The organism is Phycisphaerae bacterium, assembly GCA_035384605.1.
Lineage (GTDB): Bacteria > Planctomycetota > Phycisphaerae > UBA1845 > PWPN01 > JAUCQB01.
The window spans coordinates 1-16077 of the sequence record DAOOIV010000112.1 but is presented as its reverse complement, the minus strand read 5'-3'; the positions used below and the strand labels follow the sequence as shown (position 1 = coordinate 16077).

Here is a 16077-nt window from a genome sequence, read left to right as displayed (position 1 = left end):
CGGAAAGTTGTCCTGAACCCAATCACCAAATCGCCCCGGCCGGCGTCGTAAACCGACCCGATGGCCTGAAATGGTGACCTTTTCCGGACCAATCCCTGCCCGCGGCGACACGCCGGGCAGGGAGGGCGAGGTTCTCCCTGCCGGCCTCGATCCCCGGCCCCCCACTTCGTCCGAGAACGCGGCATCGTCCGGGAAAACACCCCCTGGCAGGCAGGAGGCCGCGCCCACCCCGCCGATTTTGTCATATTTCCGTTTGATTTTCGCCCGAATGAATCCTAAATATCTCATGGAAGCTGTCGTGTCCCCTTTCAACGGCCCCGCGGTGCCCGGGTTGGGTACCGCGGGGTTATTTTTCGCCGGGCAGGCCAGTCGGGCAGGTTCCATGCCGAGGCCCGGAGTGATTGGGCCGGCACGTACGCTGAATGACGAAGCTGGAGTGCCCCCCGTCCACGCCGGGGCCGCACAAGAAACGGGTAACCAGCCGCCAGGTGCTGCACCCCCGCCATGGCGGTCGCGGATCCCGCTTCCGCTTGCTTTGAGACCCTTGTCATTCAGCCTCTTCTCGCTTAAGGTGAAAAGTCCACCGGTTCGACGGCTTGGTGCGTCGGACCGAGGCTGGAATCTTATGGCCAGACATCGGGGCGGCTTGCGCGCCCGTTTCTGGATCGCAGTGCGGTTTGGGTTGCGGCCCGCAAAGAGGCGGTCCGCCTCAGGACTTTGCCGACGTGGCTCAATGGCAGAGCGGCGCTTTCGTAAAGCGCAGGTTGTGGGTTCGATTCCCACCGTCGGCTTTCTCAACCCATTTGCTGTAAAGGTCTTACGCCTCATCCTGGCTCACAACATGTTGGCCGGCCATGCCCGCCCTGCTAACGTGACCGTTGCCAGGCCAGGTCGCTGAACGCTCGCTTGCCAGCGCCGGCCGGTTCCTCCCCCGGATTGTTGGCCGTCCGCCCAGCGGTTAGATTGGCTCGGACAGAAGCCCCGACATCGCCGGGTTTCGCCGTGCGTTTCGAACGGGTCCGACCTCGCGGTCGGGAAAGGAGCTTGCCTCATGAATCGTTCAGCCAGGATCGGTCGTCGCACTCTCCTGAAGGCGAGCGGCATGCTGACTGGCGGCATCCTGGGGCTTCCGTATCTCGTCTCCCATCGCGCGCTCGCGGCCGCCGGCCGTCCGGGTGCGAACGATCGCCTGACCGTCGGGCACATCGGCGTCGGTGGCATGGGCACCTACCACCTGCGAAACATGGTCGAAAGAATGAAAAGGGGGCAGGTCAATGTCGTCGCCGTCTGCGATGTGGACGAGAGCCGCCTAGCCGAGGCATCCCGGAACGCCGGGCCGCAGGCCGATGTCTACCGCGATTATCGCTACATCCTGGAGCGCAAGGACATCGACGTGGTCGTCATCGCAACGCCCGACCACTGGCATGCGGTGCAGACGGTTCACGCGGCCGAATGCGGCAAGCACGTGTACGTCGAGAAGCCCGCTTGCTGCACCATTGAAGAAGGCAAGGCAATGGTCCGGGCCGCCCGCGAAAACAGAATCTCCGTGCAGGTTGGTTCACAGGGTCGCTCCGAGCACGAAGCATACCTTGCTCATCGGTACCTGGTGAACGACAACATCGGTCGCATCGACAGGGTCTGGTGTTTCCACTACCCGTCACCGTCCGATGACAATCCCGTTCCCGACAGCGAGCCGCCGCCTGAACTCGACTGGGACCTGTGGCTGGGCCCGATGCGCTGGCGACCATATAACCGGAAATACTGCCCGGGCGCGTTCCGCTGGATCATGGAATCGGGCGGCGGCCAAATCCGCGACCGCGGGGCCCACGTCATGAGCTGCGCCATGTGGTGGATGGGAGCTGATGGCACCGGCCCGGTGACGGTCGAAGCGACCGGCACGCGGCCAACCAAGGGCTTGTGGGACGCCGCTGTCGAAATGGAGGTCATCTACACGTTCAAGAACCCTGACTGGACATTGATCTGGAGCCAGCATCCGGACAACGCCCCCAAGGCTGAAGAACGACGCCCGGATGAACCTCAAATCACGCGGCCCGGCTATGGCGCGGTGTATCACGGCACCAAAGGCACCTTCACCCACTGGGGTGGTGACGGGGGTACTTGGGCGGAGCGAAAGGCCCGCGAATGGGTCCCGCCTGCCGGTGCCAAGGACGTCCCCAAGAGCCCTGGCCACTACGAAGACTGGTTCGAAGGCATCACGACCGGCAGGAAAACCATCATGAATATCGAGGCGGCCGTCGGCGTGGCCAATCTGTGCAATCTCGGGAATCTGGCCTTTATCCTCGGCCGGAAGATTCACTGGGACCAAGCTCGGCAGGAAATCGTCGGCGATGAGCAGGCCAGGCGCATGATGGGACGGCCACAACGGTATCCTTACCACCTTTGAAAGATGGAAATGCCAACATGGATGCAAACGAACTGATCACAAAGATCCAGGACAAAGATGATAAAACGCGGGCTGCCGCCGTGCTCAAGGCCGCGCAGGCCGGAGCCGGCGCCGTCAAGCAACTGGCCGAGATCATGGCGAGCGGCGAAATGGAGGTGGCCCGAGCCGCCAAAAACGCCTTATGGCAGATCGTTCGTCATGTAGGGCGACCTGCTGCCGACGACGAGCGTAAGTCGGTGGTGGCCGAATTGTTGACCCTGTGCGAAAGCGAGCAGCCCCCAGCCGTCCGGCGCGAGGTCTTGTGGATGCTCTCGGAAATCGCGGGTGACGAGACCGTCGGTGCGATCGAGCCGCTGTTGGCCAATGCGGACTTGCGAGAAGACGCCCGCATGGCACTCCAGCGTCTGCCAGGCGAAAAGTCCCTGCTGGCACTGAAAGCGGCCTTGGAATCCGCGCCGGAAGACTTCAGGCCGAATATCGCCGTATCGCTGCGTCAGCGTGGCGTCGACATCGCCGATTATCCAAGCGCCAAGCTCGTTCCCACGAAGGCCACCCAAGTCAAACCAGTCAGAGGATGAGGGGCGAGACCGAGGATTCGGCGCGCAACGAATACAAGGGCTTGGCAGCGCAAGCCCGGTCGTGCCGTCGATGCGAAGATGCCGGCGGTAAGTCTCGGCCGTCACGGCTACCGGTACCGCGTTTGCCTGTCAGGATGTCGGAATCGTGGTAATCGGACCACGCGTTCACGCTTGAACTGTACGCTTTGCGAAGGGGAATGCCAAAGCAACCGCTTCTCGTGTGGTCATACTGCACCTTGGACGGCTACACTGATCGTTTCGCAAAGCTGGCGTTTGTCGTTAGATCTGGGTAGAATCAGCATATCGTGGCCCAGGGGGTGTGTATGGTTGCCATGAGCCAGTGGCCGTCGCTTGGCCGTTTCGTTTCGGCGAGACGTGTCCGCTGAGGCCGGTGAATGGCCCGCATATCCGCTCCCCGATCCCGTTACGAAAACGTCGGCAATCGGTAGCTGAAAGGAGCTTATAGTATGCGAGCCTCACCCCGGCAGGTCTTGGTGTCCCTGTGCGCGATGTTCTGCTTCGCCATTGGGGGTCCTCAATTTCTCCTCGGAGCAGCTTCGGATGACGGCCTTTGGCAGGATGCCGAACAGCATCGCACCGCCAACGTCCAATGGGGCAGCGCCCTGAAGTCATATCGGCTGGTTCAGCTTGATCAGACGCTTCTGATGCAAAGCCTGCATAAAGCACCGCATGAGTCCGCCCTGCGCGCGGACCACTCGCCGTCCGTGATCACCCTGCCCATGCCCGACGGAAGCTACCAGCGGTTCAGCTACGTCGAGTCGCCGGTGATGGCCCCGGAATTGGCGGCCCAGTTTCCGGAAATCAAGACTTATGTTGGCCAAGGTATCGATGATCCTCATGCGACGGTGCGATTCGACTGGACGCCGGCCGGGTTCCATGCGCTGATTCGTTCCCCCTCGGGTTCGGTATTCGTGGATCCGTCCGCCAGGGGACAGACGACACAATACGTCAGTTTCTATCGCCGCGACATCGATCCGGAAGCCGCGGCTTGGACCTGCCTCACCGACGACCACATAGAGCTTTCCGAAGGGTTGATGGAAACCGAGGCCGGCCCGTTGGGCGCCGGTTCGGGCAGCCAGCTCCGAACGTATCGCATCGCGATTGCCACCACCGCCGAGTACACAGCCTACAAGGGTGGTGTCGCACAGACCCAATCTTCGCTCGCCACTATGGTCAATCGCATCAGCGGGATCTATGAGCAGGAGTTCACGATCCGTCTTCAACTGGTGGCCAACAACAACCTGCTGATTTACACCAACAGCGCGACCGACCCTTACAGCAATGGCGACTTGAGCACGATGATCAATGAGAACCAGACCAATATCGACAGCGTCATCGGCTCGGCCAACTATGATATCGGCCACGTCCTGGGGACGCAGCCCAGTGGTGCCAGCGGCCTGGCGGGCGTCAGCGTGGTTTGCAGCAATAGCAAGGCGTTGGCGGGCTCCGCCTGCGAGCCGTGGGATGACGAGTCGTTCACCATTCAGATCATCATTCATGAGATGGGTCATCAACTCGGGTCACACCACACCTGGAACGGTCTTGGCTGCGCCGCCGACCAATGGGGCAGTGCGACGGCGTGTGAGCCGGGCAGCGGAACGACGGTCATGTCCTATGCCGGTTCCTGCGGGGTGGATGACATCCAGCGATGGAACGATGATTACTTCCACGCAATCAGCTATGAGAAAATCCGTGCTTACTGCTCGACCGGCACGGGCGGGACGTGTGGCACCCTCACTGCGACAGGCAATACCGCCCCCTCACTCACCGTGCCCGGACCGTATACCATTCCCAAGCAGACGCCGTTCACCCTGACGGCCACCGCCAGCGATCCCAACGGTGATCCGCTGACTTACTGCTGGGAAGAAATGGACTTGGGGCCCCGGCAGGCCCTGACCGACCCGGATAACGGCAGCAGTCCGCTCTTCCGCTCCTGGCCGCCCTCACCCGACCCCTCTCGGACCTTCCCGCGGCTCAGCGATTTGCTGAACAACACGACACCCCTCGGCGAGCAACTTCCCAATACGAACCGCACATTGAAAATGCGCTGCACAGTCCGCGATAACCGCGCCGGAGGCGGAGGCGTGACCAATGGCGATACCATTCTCACGGTGACCACGTCAGCCGGACCGTTCCGGGTGACCTCCCCGAACTCCGCGGTCACTTGGTATGGTTCCGGGGTAGTGACATGGGACAGGGCATCGACTCACTTGGCGCCTGTCAACTGCAGCTACGTCAACATTCGCCTCTCGGTCGACGGCGGTCTCACGTATCCGTACCTCCTGGCCAGCAACACCGCCAATGACGGCTCTGCGGGCGTGGTCATGCCGGAAACATCCAGCAGCCAGGCACGCATCAAGGTGGAAGCCGTCGGAAACGTCTTCTTTGACATCAGCGACACCAACTTCAGTTTTGTATGTCCGGGGCCGGGCGTTGCGACGAACGTCTCTGCCTCTGACGGCGGCTACCCCTACGTCTATGTCACCTGGACGTTGCCGGCGGGCGCCTTGTCGCACTGCGAGATCTGGCGCAACACCACGAACAACAGCGGCACAGCCACCAAGATCGAGGATAACTGGACCACGACCGGTTACCAGGACGCCTCCTGCACCCCATATACGACTTACTACTACTGGATCAAGGTCGTCAATCTCTGCGGCGGGACGAGCAGCTTCAGCGCGTCTGACAGCGGCTGGCGGGGGCTGGCGCCGCCGGCGAATGTGACGGCGTCCGACGGTGATTACATCGATAAGGTGCGGGTCGCTTGGGAGGCTGCTGCCGGGGCGACGCATTACCGCGTCTATCGCAACACGACCAACAACAGCATCACGGCCACGGCCATGACCTCGTGGATTCCCGCGCTGTGGTGGGACGACACCACAACCTCCCCCGGCGCGCTATATTACTACTGGGTTCAGGCTGCCATGAGCAGTACTGGCGATCATCCGAGCGACTTCAGCGCGTACAACACCGGCTGGCGGGCACTCACCCCTCCGATTGTCGAGGCTTCCAAGGGGACTTCGGCCGACCACGTTCTCGTGCAATGGAACAGCCCGACGGGCGCGACCCACTATTGCGTGTATCGCGGTGTGTCCAGCGACCCCGGCCAGGCCACAGCGCTGACGGGATGGATCACCGACACCAGCTACGCCGACACGACGACGCCGGCGGGAGTGTCCTACTACTACTGGGTAAGAGCGGCTGTCTCCAGCTCCGGCTTACGGGCAACCGGCTTGGTCGTCAATGACGTTGGGTGGAAGGCGTTCACGCCGCCGGCCAACGTGTCCGCGACCGACGGTACGGACGACACCCGCATTCTGATCACGTGGGACGCATCGCCGATGGCGACGTACTATCGCGTCTACCGCAGCTCGACGAACGACCCGGCCACCGCATCGGCACAGGGCTCCTGGCAGACCGCCACGAGCTACAGCGATTACACTGCGTACTGCGTGGATTTCTATTACTGGATCAAAGCCGCCGCGACTTCCACGGGCACCAAGGCCAGCGATTTCAGCGCCGGGGATGTCGGCTGGCGGGCCCTGCCGCCGCCGACGAACACCAGCGCGACCGATGGCGCGTCCACCAACCACGTGCAGATCACGTGGAATCTCAGCCCCGTATCCGGTTGCTACTATCGTGTCTATCGGGGCAGCAATTCCAATCCGAAGATGTCTTCGCCCCTGGGGGACTGGGCGTATGAAGTGACCTCGTTCGACGACACGACCGCGACGCCGGGCCTGACATATTACTATTGGGCCAGGGCCTCTATGGATCCGCAGGGGACGCGCGATTCGGTCAGCAATTCGAACACCGGCTGGCGGGCATTGACCGGCCCGACCGCGACGGCCAGTGACGGAACCTCCGTGGATCACGTCGCCGTTTCGTGGCCGACGGTCGAGGGCGCTTCCTATTACCGCGTCTATCGCAGCACGACGCCCGGCTCAAGCACGGCTGCGCCAGTATCGAGCTGGCGGACGAACACGAGCTACTACGACACGTCGGCGACCCCCGGCCAAACCTACTATTACTGGGTCAAGGCGGCCGTCGATTCGAGCGGCACCCACGAGAGCGCGTTCGGCCGGGGCAACTCCGGATGGCGGGCAAAGGACTGTAACAACAACGGGGTCCCCGATCAAAACGATCCCGATGCTGATGGCGACGGGGTACCCAACGACTGTGACAACTGCCCGAACACGGTCCCCGGCGCGACCGTCGACGCAAACGGTTGCCCGCCGCTGATTGCCCCGGACTTCAACCGCGACGGCGATGTCGATCCGGACGACCTCGCCGTCTTCGAACTCTGTGCGTCCGGCCCGGGCATCCCCTGCGCCAGCGGCTGTGGCAGCAGTGATTTTGACAACGACGGCGACGTTGACCAGGCTGATTTCGCCGTCTTCGAACGGTGCTTCAGCGGCGAGAACGTGCCGGCCGGCGCGGCTTGCGCGAACTGATGTGCAGTTTGGTCAGCCCAGCCATTGCACTGGCGGCTTGTCCGCTCGTGCGCGGCCGTGCCCTGTCAGACTCTGAGTCTCTCGCCGGAGTTGCGGACAGCCTGTTCATAATCGGTGCCGTGCCGTACAATTCGCCCGTCAGTTCGAGAGGCGACACGGCATGTCTCACAGAATCCGCATTGCACCGCGCGGCTTGGCCATGCTGGCCATGGTCGGCCCATCGCTCGTCTGGTGCGCCGAGTACATCGGCTCAGGCGAGGTGATTCTCGCCACGCGCACCGGGGCGCTGCTGGGCACGGCCGCATTGTGGGCGATCGTCGCGGCCATCGTCCTGAAGTGCAGCATCGGAATGGCCGGTGCGCAGTGGACGGCGGTTACTGGCGAGGGAATGATCGACCTCTTCCGGCGGATGCCGGGCCCGCGGCACTGGTTCATCTGGCTCGTCCTGGCCGTGCAGTTCCCCGCTGCAATCGTCTCCATCGGCGCGCTGGCCAAGGTCGCCGGCGTCTTTCTGAACTCGCTGCTGCCCTTGCCCGGCGGAGCGATCACCTGGGGAGCGGCCGCCTCCGTCTTTGCGGTCAGCGTCTCATGGGCCGGGCGTTTCGATCTGCTCAAGGCGGTGATGAGCGGCCTGGTGATGATCATCGTCGTTGGCGTGCTCTACGTCGCTGTGACAGTGCTGCCGCCGCTGGCCGACATCGCCCGCGGATTGGTCGGACTCGAACCCATGTCCTTGCCGTCTTGGGCACCCGATGCCGGCCCAAACGGTTCACCGTGGCGAGAGATTCTCCCGCTCATGGGCTGGGCAGCCGGCGGATTTGCCAGCCAGGTCTGGTATACCTATTGGGTTCTTGGCGCCGGCTACGGCATGGCCGCGGGACGCGGATACGGCAAGAGCGCCGACGAGCACCGCCTGGCGATCCTGACGTCCGAAGAGGCCCGCACCTTGCGAGGCTGGTGTCGTGTGGTCCGGACCGATGCAATCGTGGCAGCGTCCATCGGCGTCGTCATCACCGCCTGCTTTTGCCTGGCCGGGGCGGGCGTCTTGCGGCCCGAGCGTCTGGTTCCCCAGGGAGAGGAGGTCGCCTTCACTCTCTCCCGTCTCTTCTCAAGCCGATGGGGTGTGCTGGGCGCCAAGTTGTTCCTGATCGCCGGCTCGGCAGCCATGATCAGCACCCAGGTCGGTCAGCTTGCAGGCTGGCCGCGGCTGCTTGCCGATTGCATCCGAATCATCTGCCCGCCCTTTTCACGCTTCCCGCACGTCTGGCAATTCCGGGCCTTCTTGCTCTTCTTTGTGCTCACCAACCTCGTTGCAGTCGTCTTCTTTGACCCGGTCAGGCTTGTTAAGCTCGGCGGTCAGCTTGACGGCATCCTTCTCACGCCGCTACAAGCGTTGGCGATTCTTGCGGCGTTCTTCCTGATTCTGCCCAAGCTCGTTCCGCGCCACGCCCTCCGTGAGCTTCGTCCCGGCTGGCTGTTGGTCGTGTTGCTTGCCATCGCGGCAGTCCTCTTCGGAATCCTGTGTTTCACCGTGTTGCCCGGCAGTGTCCGGTCGCTTCTCACGTCGTGAGGCCGGTACCGGTCAGTTGGCGCCTGCCGGCGCACCCACTAGAATACCTGCACGCCGAGGCGCCTGGGACACATCGCCAGGCACGATTCTGACAAGCAGGAAGTTGTAGTAACATGAGCAGGCATCAACCTCGCAACATCGATCGATTGAAACTCAAGCACTCGTTTGTCCTTGCGTTGACCATCGGCCTGTTGTGCGTGGGTGGCTGCGATAGGGACCAACCGTCGCCTGCGGTGCCGTCACCGGACAGCCGACCCGTTACTGCGCCGCAGGCCACTACCGACATTGACACGACTCCGGCCGTGAAGCCCCCTCATGGCGGCCGTCTCCTGACCATGCCGGACAAGCAGGGGTACATCGAGTGGGTCGTCGACGCCGGACGGCTTTATGTGCTGGACGCTGCGGGCGGCCCGGCTAAGGCAGTTGAAAACGTCGTGCTGACCATCCCGTCGGACACCGGACCGCAGCAGTTTGCCTTGATACCCTGTGGAGATGAGGCGTTCGATGGTGCGTGCTGGACGCATTCTGCGCCGCAACTGCGTGATGAGCACGCCTCAGCGGTGCTTCGATTCCAGTTCGAGGGCGGACCGGTGCGCATTCTGATTAGCGAGAAACCGCCGACGGCCCCAATCGAGGATCCTCTGCCCCGGCCCACGGAAAAGCTGCCGAATCAATGAGTCTGCCCGTCGTTCGATCCGTCGTGACCGTCACGTTGAACCCGACCATCGATCGGATTATCGAAGTCCCCGATTTCCGTGTTGGCGCGCACCTGAGGGGTCGCATGCGGTCGCTGCTGCCGGCCGGAAAGGCAATCAACGTCTCGCGAGCCATGGCCGCCCTCGGGTCGCCGAGCACCGCGGCCGGTTGGGTGGGAGCCGAATCGTTAGCGTTGTTCGAGGACGCCCTGCGTCAAGCGGGCGTGGCCGTCCGCCTGACTCCGATCACCGGAGCCACCCGCGAGAACATCACGATCGTCGATCCGGTCGGGCACACCGAAACCCACATTCGCGACACCGGACCGACGGTGACCCAAGATGATATTCAGCAACTGACAACCGAGCTGACCACCCTCTCCAATCCCGACTGCCTTCTCGTTTTCACGGGATCGTGTGCCCCCGGCCTGGACGCCAGCCGGTTTGTTCAGCTACTGCGGGCGTGCATGGACGGAGGTGCTCACGTCGTGGTGGACAGTTCCGGCGATCATCTTCGTGAAGCGGCAAAGCTGCCTTTGTGGCTGCTCAAGCCGAACCTTTTCGAACTCGGCGAATTGCTCGGCTTTCAGATTTCTCACGAAAGCGAAGTAATCGAGGCCGGCCGCCGGCTCAACGAGCACATACCGCTCGTCCTGGTCACAATGGGTGAACGAGGGGCGATGTGCTTTGCCGAAGGACGGGTCTTCAAAGGCCGGGCGCCGGTTCCGCCCGATAGCGTCCGTAGCACGGTCGGCTGTGGCGATGCCATGCTGGCCGGCTTTCTCGCCGCGACCACGCGTCCGGATTGGCAGGTCGAGAACGCCTTCCGCCAGGCCCTGGCCGTCTCGGCGGCATCGGCCATGACCGATCAGCCCGCGGTCTTCCAGGCCTGCGACGTCAACCAGTTGTTGCAAGACAGTGAAATCGCTGATGTTAGGCTCGGAGGCGGATGATCGACCTGAATTCGGGGTTCTGCGGTATGAGTTGGCCGTGCCGAGTTTTGTATATATAATATTAGAGGGCATGACGTGGAGTTCCGATGGATAACGTGGAATCAGTCGAAGGTGACAAGCCACGGCGTCACGCCCGAGGAAGCGGAATGGGTGATTGAGATTGCCGCCGAACCGTACCCACAGTATCGGAAGGATGACAAACTGGCCTGCTGGGGGCCGACATCAAGCGGAAGGCTGCTGTAGGTTGTCTACGTCCTCGACGAGGATGACAGCGCGTTGGTTATTCACGCGCGCCCGCTGACAACCCGCGAGAAGCGCCGCTGGAACCGCCAACGACGACGAAGAGGTAAGCGATGAAAAGACACTCAAAGAAGAAACCGATCTCCCAGCTCAGCCCAGCGGAGTTGGACGCGTTGTCCGAGGAGTTTGACCGGGAATTCGTCGTGGACACTTTCGGTCCGTTGCCTCGCTCGGTGAAGAATCGCCTGGACCGAGCCAAACGCAAGCCCGGCCGCCCGCGGATCGGAGCCGGGTCGCAAGCGATTTCCGTGACCATCGAGAAGAAGCTGCTGCAGAGAATCGACCAGGTCGCCCGCCGTCGCAAGACGACCCGCGCCCAACTCATTGCTCGCGGCTTGCGTACCGTTTTGCAGGAAGAACAACTCGCCGCCGCTCGTTGACCCCGACGACAAACGCTGACCCGACCTTTAACGATAGAGTCGCTCCCGGTCGATGTACTCGATAACGCTTTCCGGCACCAGGTAGCGAATCGATCGCCCCTCGCGGACTCGCGCGCGTATTTGTGTGGCGGAGATGTCGATCCGCGGCGTATCGAGAATCCCTTCGCGCAGCCGCTGGACCTGGGCGAGCGACAGGCAGCCGAACAGCGTCGAAAAGTCGGGCGTTTCAAAGCCTGGGCGCACGGCAGTGACGATGCGGCAGAGATCGACGAGTTCGGCGATTTGGTACCAACTGTGCAGTTCCGGCAGCGTGTCGCCGCCGATCAGCCAGTACAGGGGCACATCGGCACCAAGCTGTCGGCGATACGCCTGGACCGTCAGAAGAGTGTAGCTCGGTCCCTCGCGTCGAAGCTCGATATCGCTGACCTCGAAGGCCGGCTCATCGGCGATGGCCAGATGCACCATGGCCAGGCGGTGCTCAGGAGATGCCAGATCGCTGCCCGTCTTGTGTGGTGGAGAGGCCGAGGGGATCACGATCGTCCGCTCGACGCCCAGTTGCTCGGCGGCGGCGCGCGCAATAATCAGGTGCCCGACGTGTATGGGATTGAAGCTTCCGCCGAAGAGCAGCAAGCCGCCGCGTGCCATTGTCCAGCCCTCGATCACGGCCGTGAATATAAACGCGCGGCCGCCGTGCAGCCAGCCATGCCCGTCATTGCCCTGCCTGGGCATCCTCGAAATCGATCACCATGCCGGCGATGCGGATGCCCGGGTAATCGCCCTCCAGAAGAACGGCCCCGGTCTTCCACATCGCCGCAGCGCAGGCCGGCGGCTGCGCGGCTTCCGCGCTCGGACCGTAACAAACAAGCCGATACTCGTCCGCACTGACAAATGGAAAAACCAGAAACCAGCCGCTGAGCCGCTGCACGCGTCGGACTTCGCCGACCTCGGGTGAGAGCCAGAGGTAAGTTGTCAGATCAACGATGGCCACCCACGGGAAGCGTATTCTCAGGTCCACCCGAATCCGAACGCACCCCTCAAAACGCCCGGCCGGACACTCGATGTCCTCGATGCCTTCGAACTCGGTGCATCGATAGAGCCTGCCCTTCGCCTGCGGAATGCCCCGGTAATTGTAGTAGACTACCGCAGTCTCGCTGGTGATCGTTTTCTCCGATTCCAACTCCAACGGCATCGGATCGGCGGCGTCGGTCAAACGAAAGAAGATGCCCGTGCCCCCGTCAAGGGGGGCTCGCGGTCTTCGCTGAGTCAAGCCGTCACGACCGGCGGGCTGCGTCGCCGCCGGCTCATCGGCCGTTCGCGTGGCGACCCGTTTGAGGTCCAGGTACTCCTCGAGCTTCAGGAACGGTCGGTCTTCAAGAACTCCTTCCCGCAATCGTTCCCGGTCAACCTGCCTGACATGCATTCGGATCGGCCGGCCCTCGCGCTCGGGCAGTTCGATTCGCTCGTAGAGCCACCGGCCAAGGCGGTTGGCACGCAGGCAAGACTCAAATCTGCCGGTACGCTGCGCCTGGAGTGCTTGAGAAACGTTCTCGTTCGACGGACGCCATTGCCCGATGCATCCTGCCAGGCAAAGCGCCATCAACGGGCTGCAGCAGATGGCCATTGTCCCGCCGCCGGGACGTCGTCCCGCGACAATGCGTTCCGGGCGGACCGCCTCTGATTTGTCAAAGTCAGACACCGACATCATGGGAGGGTTATTTCTTGTCCGTCGAGGACTGCAGCAGCCGCTTGACCACGGGACCGAAACCCTTCGTCGGTGTACCGGCCATCGCAATCTTGCCGTCGCGACCGATCAAGAACGTTGCGGGAATGGCGCTGACCTCGTACCTTCGTGCGCTTGGGCTGAACCAGCCCTTTCCGTCAAAAACGATTCGCCAGGGTATCTTCTGAGAGCTGAGATAGCGGTTCAGCGCTTCCCTGTCCTGATCCAGACTGATCCCGATGATCTCGAAGCCCGACTTGTTATGCGTCTTGTACGTCTCGATCAGCTCGGGCATGGTCATGACACACGATGGGCACCATGTCGCCCAGAAATCGATCAGAACGACCTTGCCCTTGTATTGCGTCAGATCGACCGGCTTGCCTTCCAGGTCCTGCCCTTCAATGGCCGGCGCCGTCTTGCCGATCCACTTGAGGGCCGCTTCGCGCGGTTGCAGAACCTCTTTGAGATTGGAGACGAAGGAAAACTTGCTGCGAAGCGTCTTGTACAGGTCGGAGACCTCCGTGGTACGGCCGGCTTCCAACATCGCGTCGGCAATCAGAATCGCCGAGTCGAACACCTGCTGCCAGACGTCCATGACCGCGTCCATCTTTTCACTGGCTTTGTCCCATTCCGCCTTTGCCTCGTCCACGCGGTCGGACGAAACCATTGCCATGAACCTGACCTGCCGGACACGCCACGCATCCTGAATACTGGTCGATCCCTTCAGATATTCATCAGTGAGCAAGAGCAACTGGTCGGCCTTTTCGAGAGCTGCGGCCGACTCGATCATGGCTAAAAGGATTGCCTGCCTCTCGGTGGTGGCAGCCTTTTTCAGCAGAGCCTCGAGGGCCGCAAGACGCTCGGACTCGATCGCTTGGCGGGTCTTCTTGATCTTCTCCGCGTAGTGACTCTGCAAGTCCGCCAAAGAGGCGAAACTCGCAGGTTCCGCCGCCGCTTGCTCGGCCGCACGTGCCGACATCCATGGCGCCGGGGCGCACAGGAGCCCGATCGCGAGAGTCGAAATAGTCAGTCGTCGCATTCAGCGTTCCTTTCAAAGGCGTTTCGTGCGGCGCGGATGAAAGCCCGCAGCTTGCCGGGGTCTTTTCGCCCCGGCGTTTCTTCCGGCTCCACACCGGAAGACACGTCCACCGCCCAAGGCCGGGCGATTCGTATCGCATCGGCTACATTATCCGGATTCAAGCCGCCTGCCAAGATGATAGGTGGCCATCCGTCCAATTGCCCGGCCCTGCGAGCCTCCTCCACCCAGTCCCAACAAAAGGCCTTTCCGGTCCCGCCGGCACGGTTAGGATCGTAAGTATCAAGGATCACGGCCGTCGGGCGCCACGATCCCTCGCCCCAAAACGGTGTCACAGCCGCAAACGTCGAATCACGTACCGCCAGCGGTTGGATGATCGCAAAGCCGACGTCGCAAAGGCGGGTCATCATGCCGATCGTGACATCACCGTGAACCTGGAGGAGGGTCACTCGGCTGCGAATGAGCAAGGTCAGGAGATCATCGTCGATCTGATCGCCTGCGACCCCTATCAGAGCAACGGGCGTCACGAAAGGCGGCAGGGAATCCAGGATGGCCGCCCCCGTAGACAGGTCGATCTGTCGGGGGCCGGCATAGAAGTTCAGACCGATGGCGTCGGCGCCGGCTTGGACGGCCTGAAGCGCATCCTCGACACTCGTAATGCCGCAGATCTTGACTCGCACGTTTCGATTCCGTCCCCCAGCTATGCGGCCGGCGGCCGGAATATTAGGGCTATCATGTCAGGCGGTCAACGCCGGGCGAACTGTTCGGACGATCGTATCGCCCGGAGCGGGCGGCGGATTCGCCTTTTCTTGGTATGATCTCACGGATAGACTGCGGGGAGGAGGAAGGACCCATGTCGGACTCTCAGGATCCCGATTCGATGCCGAGCACCAGCGCGACACAGCCTGGCCGCGAGGCCGGTGGGCTCGGGCGAGTTCTCCTCACCGGTGCGTCCGGCTTCGTCGGAGGGTACGTGCTCCGAGAGCTGGTCGATCAAGGGTATCGGCCGGTGTGTGTTGTCCGACGGCCGAAGGACTTGTCGGCGCGCCTGCCGTCGCAGACTGCGGACGCGTGCGATATTCGGGCGGGCGATCTGTTTGATGTCTCCTCGCTTGGCCAGGCCGCGGCCGGCTGCGCAGGCGCGATTCATCTGGTCGGGATCATTGAGGAGAATCCCCGCGCCGGTGCCACCTTCGAGCGGATTCACGTTGAGGGAACGCGGAATGTGCTGCAGGCCTGCCGATCGGCCGGAGTCAATCGTTATGTCCACATGTCGGCGCTGGGCAGTCGGCCGGATGCGCCGAGTCGATACCACCGGACCAAGGGGCGGGCCGAGGAGCTTGTTCGCGAAAGCGCGTTGGCGTGGACCATCTTTCGCCCCAGCCTGATCCACGGCCCGGAAGGCGATTTCATGCGGATGATGAAATCCTTCTGCACGGGCGGGCTCCGCCGGCCTGTGATGCCCTATTTCGGGAGCGGCAACGCTCGCATTCAGCCGGTGAGTGTTCGCGATGTGGCGACGTGCTTTGTCGCCGCCCTGATGAAACCCGAGACCGTCGGCAAAACCTACGACCTTGGCGGGCCGGCTCAGTACACCTGGCGCGAGTTCTACGACATCTGCGCCGAGGCGATCGTCGGGCATCGACGGTTGAAGGCTCCTGTTCCTGTTTTTCTCGCAAAGCTGATGGCACGGACCATCTTGCCCCTGACGCCTTCCTTCCTGATGCCCTACAAGTTCAATGTGGAGCAGGTGCAGATGAGCCAAGAGGATAATGTCTGCGATATTGGACCGGTACAGCGGGATTTCGGCCTGACACTTCGTGATTTCCGTCAGGAAGTAGCGACCTACGCTGATCAGATACCCTGACTTGACGAGCCGGCGGCTTTATGCCGCCGGTCTTCGCGGGACGACGCAGGAACAGTGTGAAGAAAACCGAGGGGATAAACCCCTGGTCTTGACGAGCCGGCG

At 62.4% G+C, this 16077-nt stretch carries 13 protein-coding genes and 1 tRNA gene; 10 read left to right on the top strand and 4 right to left on the bottom strand.

The genetic code is table 11. The features are described 5' to 3' along the window. Positions 1-719 precede the first annotated feature (719 nt). The 9 genes from PLL20_18235 (at position 720) to PLL20_18195 (ending at position 11352) form a co-directional block, all read left to right on the top strand. Positions 720-791: transfer RNA gene (locus PLL20_18235), tRNA-Thr, on the top strand. Positions 792-1051: 260 nt separating this feature from the next. Further along, a complete protein-coding gene (locus PLL20_18230; protein HPD31936.1) occupies positions 1052-2404 on the top strand; it encodes a Gfo/Idh/MocA family oxidoreductase in 1353 nt (450 codons plus the stop codon). A gap of 17 nt (positions 2405-2421) precedes the next feature. After that, positions 2422-2982 carry a hypothetical protein gene (locus PLL20_18225; GenBank protein HPD31935.1) on the top strand — a complete coding sequence of 187 codons (561 nt, stop codon included), beginning with the start codon at positions 2422-2424 and terminating at the stop codon, positions 2980-2982. Between the two features lie 467 nt (positions 2983-3449). Then, positions 3450-7457, top strand: a complete 4008-nt coding sequence (locus tag PLL20_18220; GenBank protein HPD31934.1) for a M12 family metallo-peptidase — start codon at positions 3450-3452, stop codon at positions 7455-7457. Between the two features lie 160 nt (positions 7458-7617). Beyond that, positions 7618-9027 (top strand): Nramp family divalent metal transporter, encoded by a 1410-nt coding sequence (locus tag PLL20_18215; protein ID HPD31933.1) that lies wholly within the window; start codon positions 7618-7620, stop codon positions 9025-9027. A 113-nt stretch (positions 9028-9140) separates the two neighbouring features. Further along, positions 9141-9704, top strand: a complete 564-nt coding sequence (locus PLL20_18210) for a hypothetical protein (GenBank protein HPD31932.1) — start codon at positions 9141-9143, stop codon at positions 9702-9704. Next, positions 9701-10672, top strand: a complete 972-nt coding sequence (locus PLL20_18205) for a 1-phosphofructokinase family hexose kinase (protein ID HPD31931.1) — start codon at positions 9701-9703, stop codon at positions 10670-10672. Before PLL20_18210 ends, PLL20_18205 begins: the two co-directional genes overlap by 4 nt. A gap of 75 nt (positions 10673-10747) precedes the next feature. Beyond that, complete coding sequence (locus tag PLL20_18200; GenBank protein HPD31930.1) at positions 10748-10915, top strand: hypothetical protein; 168 nt, start codon at positions 10748-10750, stop codon at positions 10913-10915. Between the two features lie 110 nt (positions 10916-11025). Then, positions 11026-11352, top strand: a complete 327-nt coding sequence (locus tag PLL20_18195; GenBank protein HPD31929.1) for a hypothetical protein — start codon at positions 11026-11028, stop codon at positions 11350-11352. A gap of 27 nt (positions 11353-11379) precedes the next feature. On the opposite strand, the gene nadD is transcribed toward PLL20_18195, so the two are convergent. Genes nadD through PLL20_18175 form a run of 4 tightly spaced genes read right to left on the bottom strand, consistent with a single transcriptional unit; the run spans position 11380 to position 14788 of the window. After that, a complete protein-coding gene (gene nadD, locus PLL20_18190; GenBank protein ID HPD31928.1) occupies positions 11380-12081 on the bottom strand; it encodes a nicotinate (nicotinamide) nucleotide adenylyltransferase in 702 nt (233 codons plus the stop codon). Next, positions 12062-13057, bottom strand: coding sequence for a hypothetical protein (locus tag PLL20_18185; GenBank protein HPD31927.1), 996 nt, complete (start codon positions 13055-13057; stop codon positions 12062-12064). Before PLL20_18185 ends, nadD begins: the two co-directional genes overlap by 20 nt. A gap of 7 nt (positions 13058-13064) precedes the next feature. Then, the gene (locus PLL20_18180) at positions 13065-14111 is read right to left on the bottom strand and encodes a TlpA disulfide reductase family protein (GenBank protein HPD31926.1); all 1047 of its coding nucleotides are present in this window, start codon (positions 14109-14111) and stop codon (positions 13065-13067) included. Continuing rightward, positions 14099-14788 (bottom strand): phosphoribosylanthranilate isomerase, encoded by a 690-nt coding sequence (locus PLL20_18175; GenBank protein HPD31925.1) that lies wholly within the window; start codon positions 14786-14788, stop codon positions 14099-14101. The genes PLL20_18180 and PLL20_18175 overlap by 13 nt, the downstream gene beginning before the upstream one ends. A gap of 173 nt (positions 14789-14961) precedes the next feature. Here PLL20_18175 and PLL20_18170 point away from each other — a divergent pair, with 173 nt between their 5' ends. Further along, entirely contained in the window at positions 14962-15975 is a 1014-nt protein-coding gene (locus tag PLL20_18170) for a complex I NDUFA9 subunit family protein (protein HPD31924.1), read from the top strand. The last annotated feature ends 102 nt before the right edge of the window (positions 15976-16077 follow it).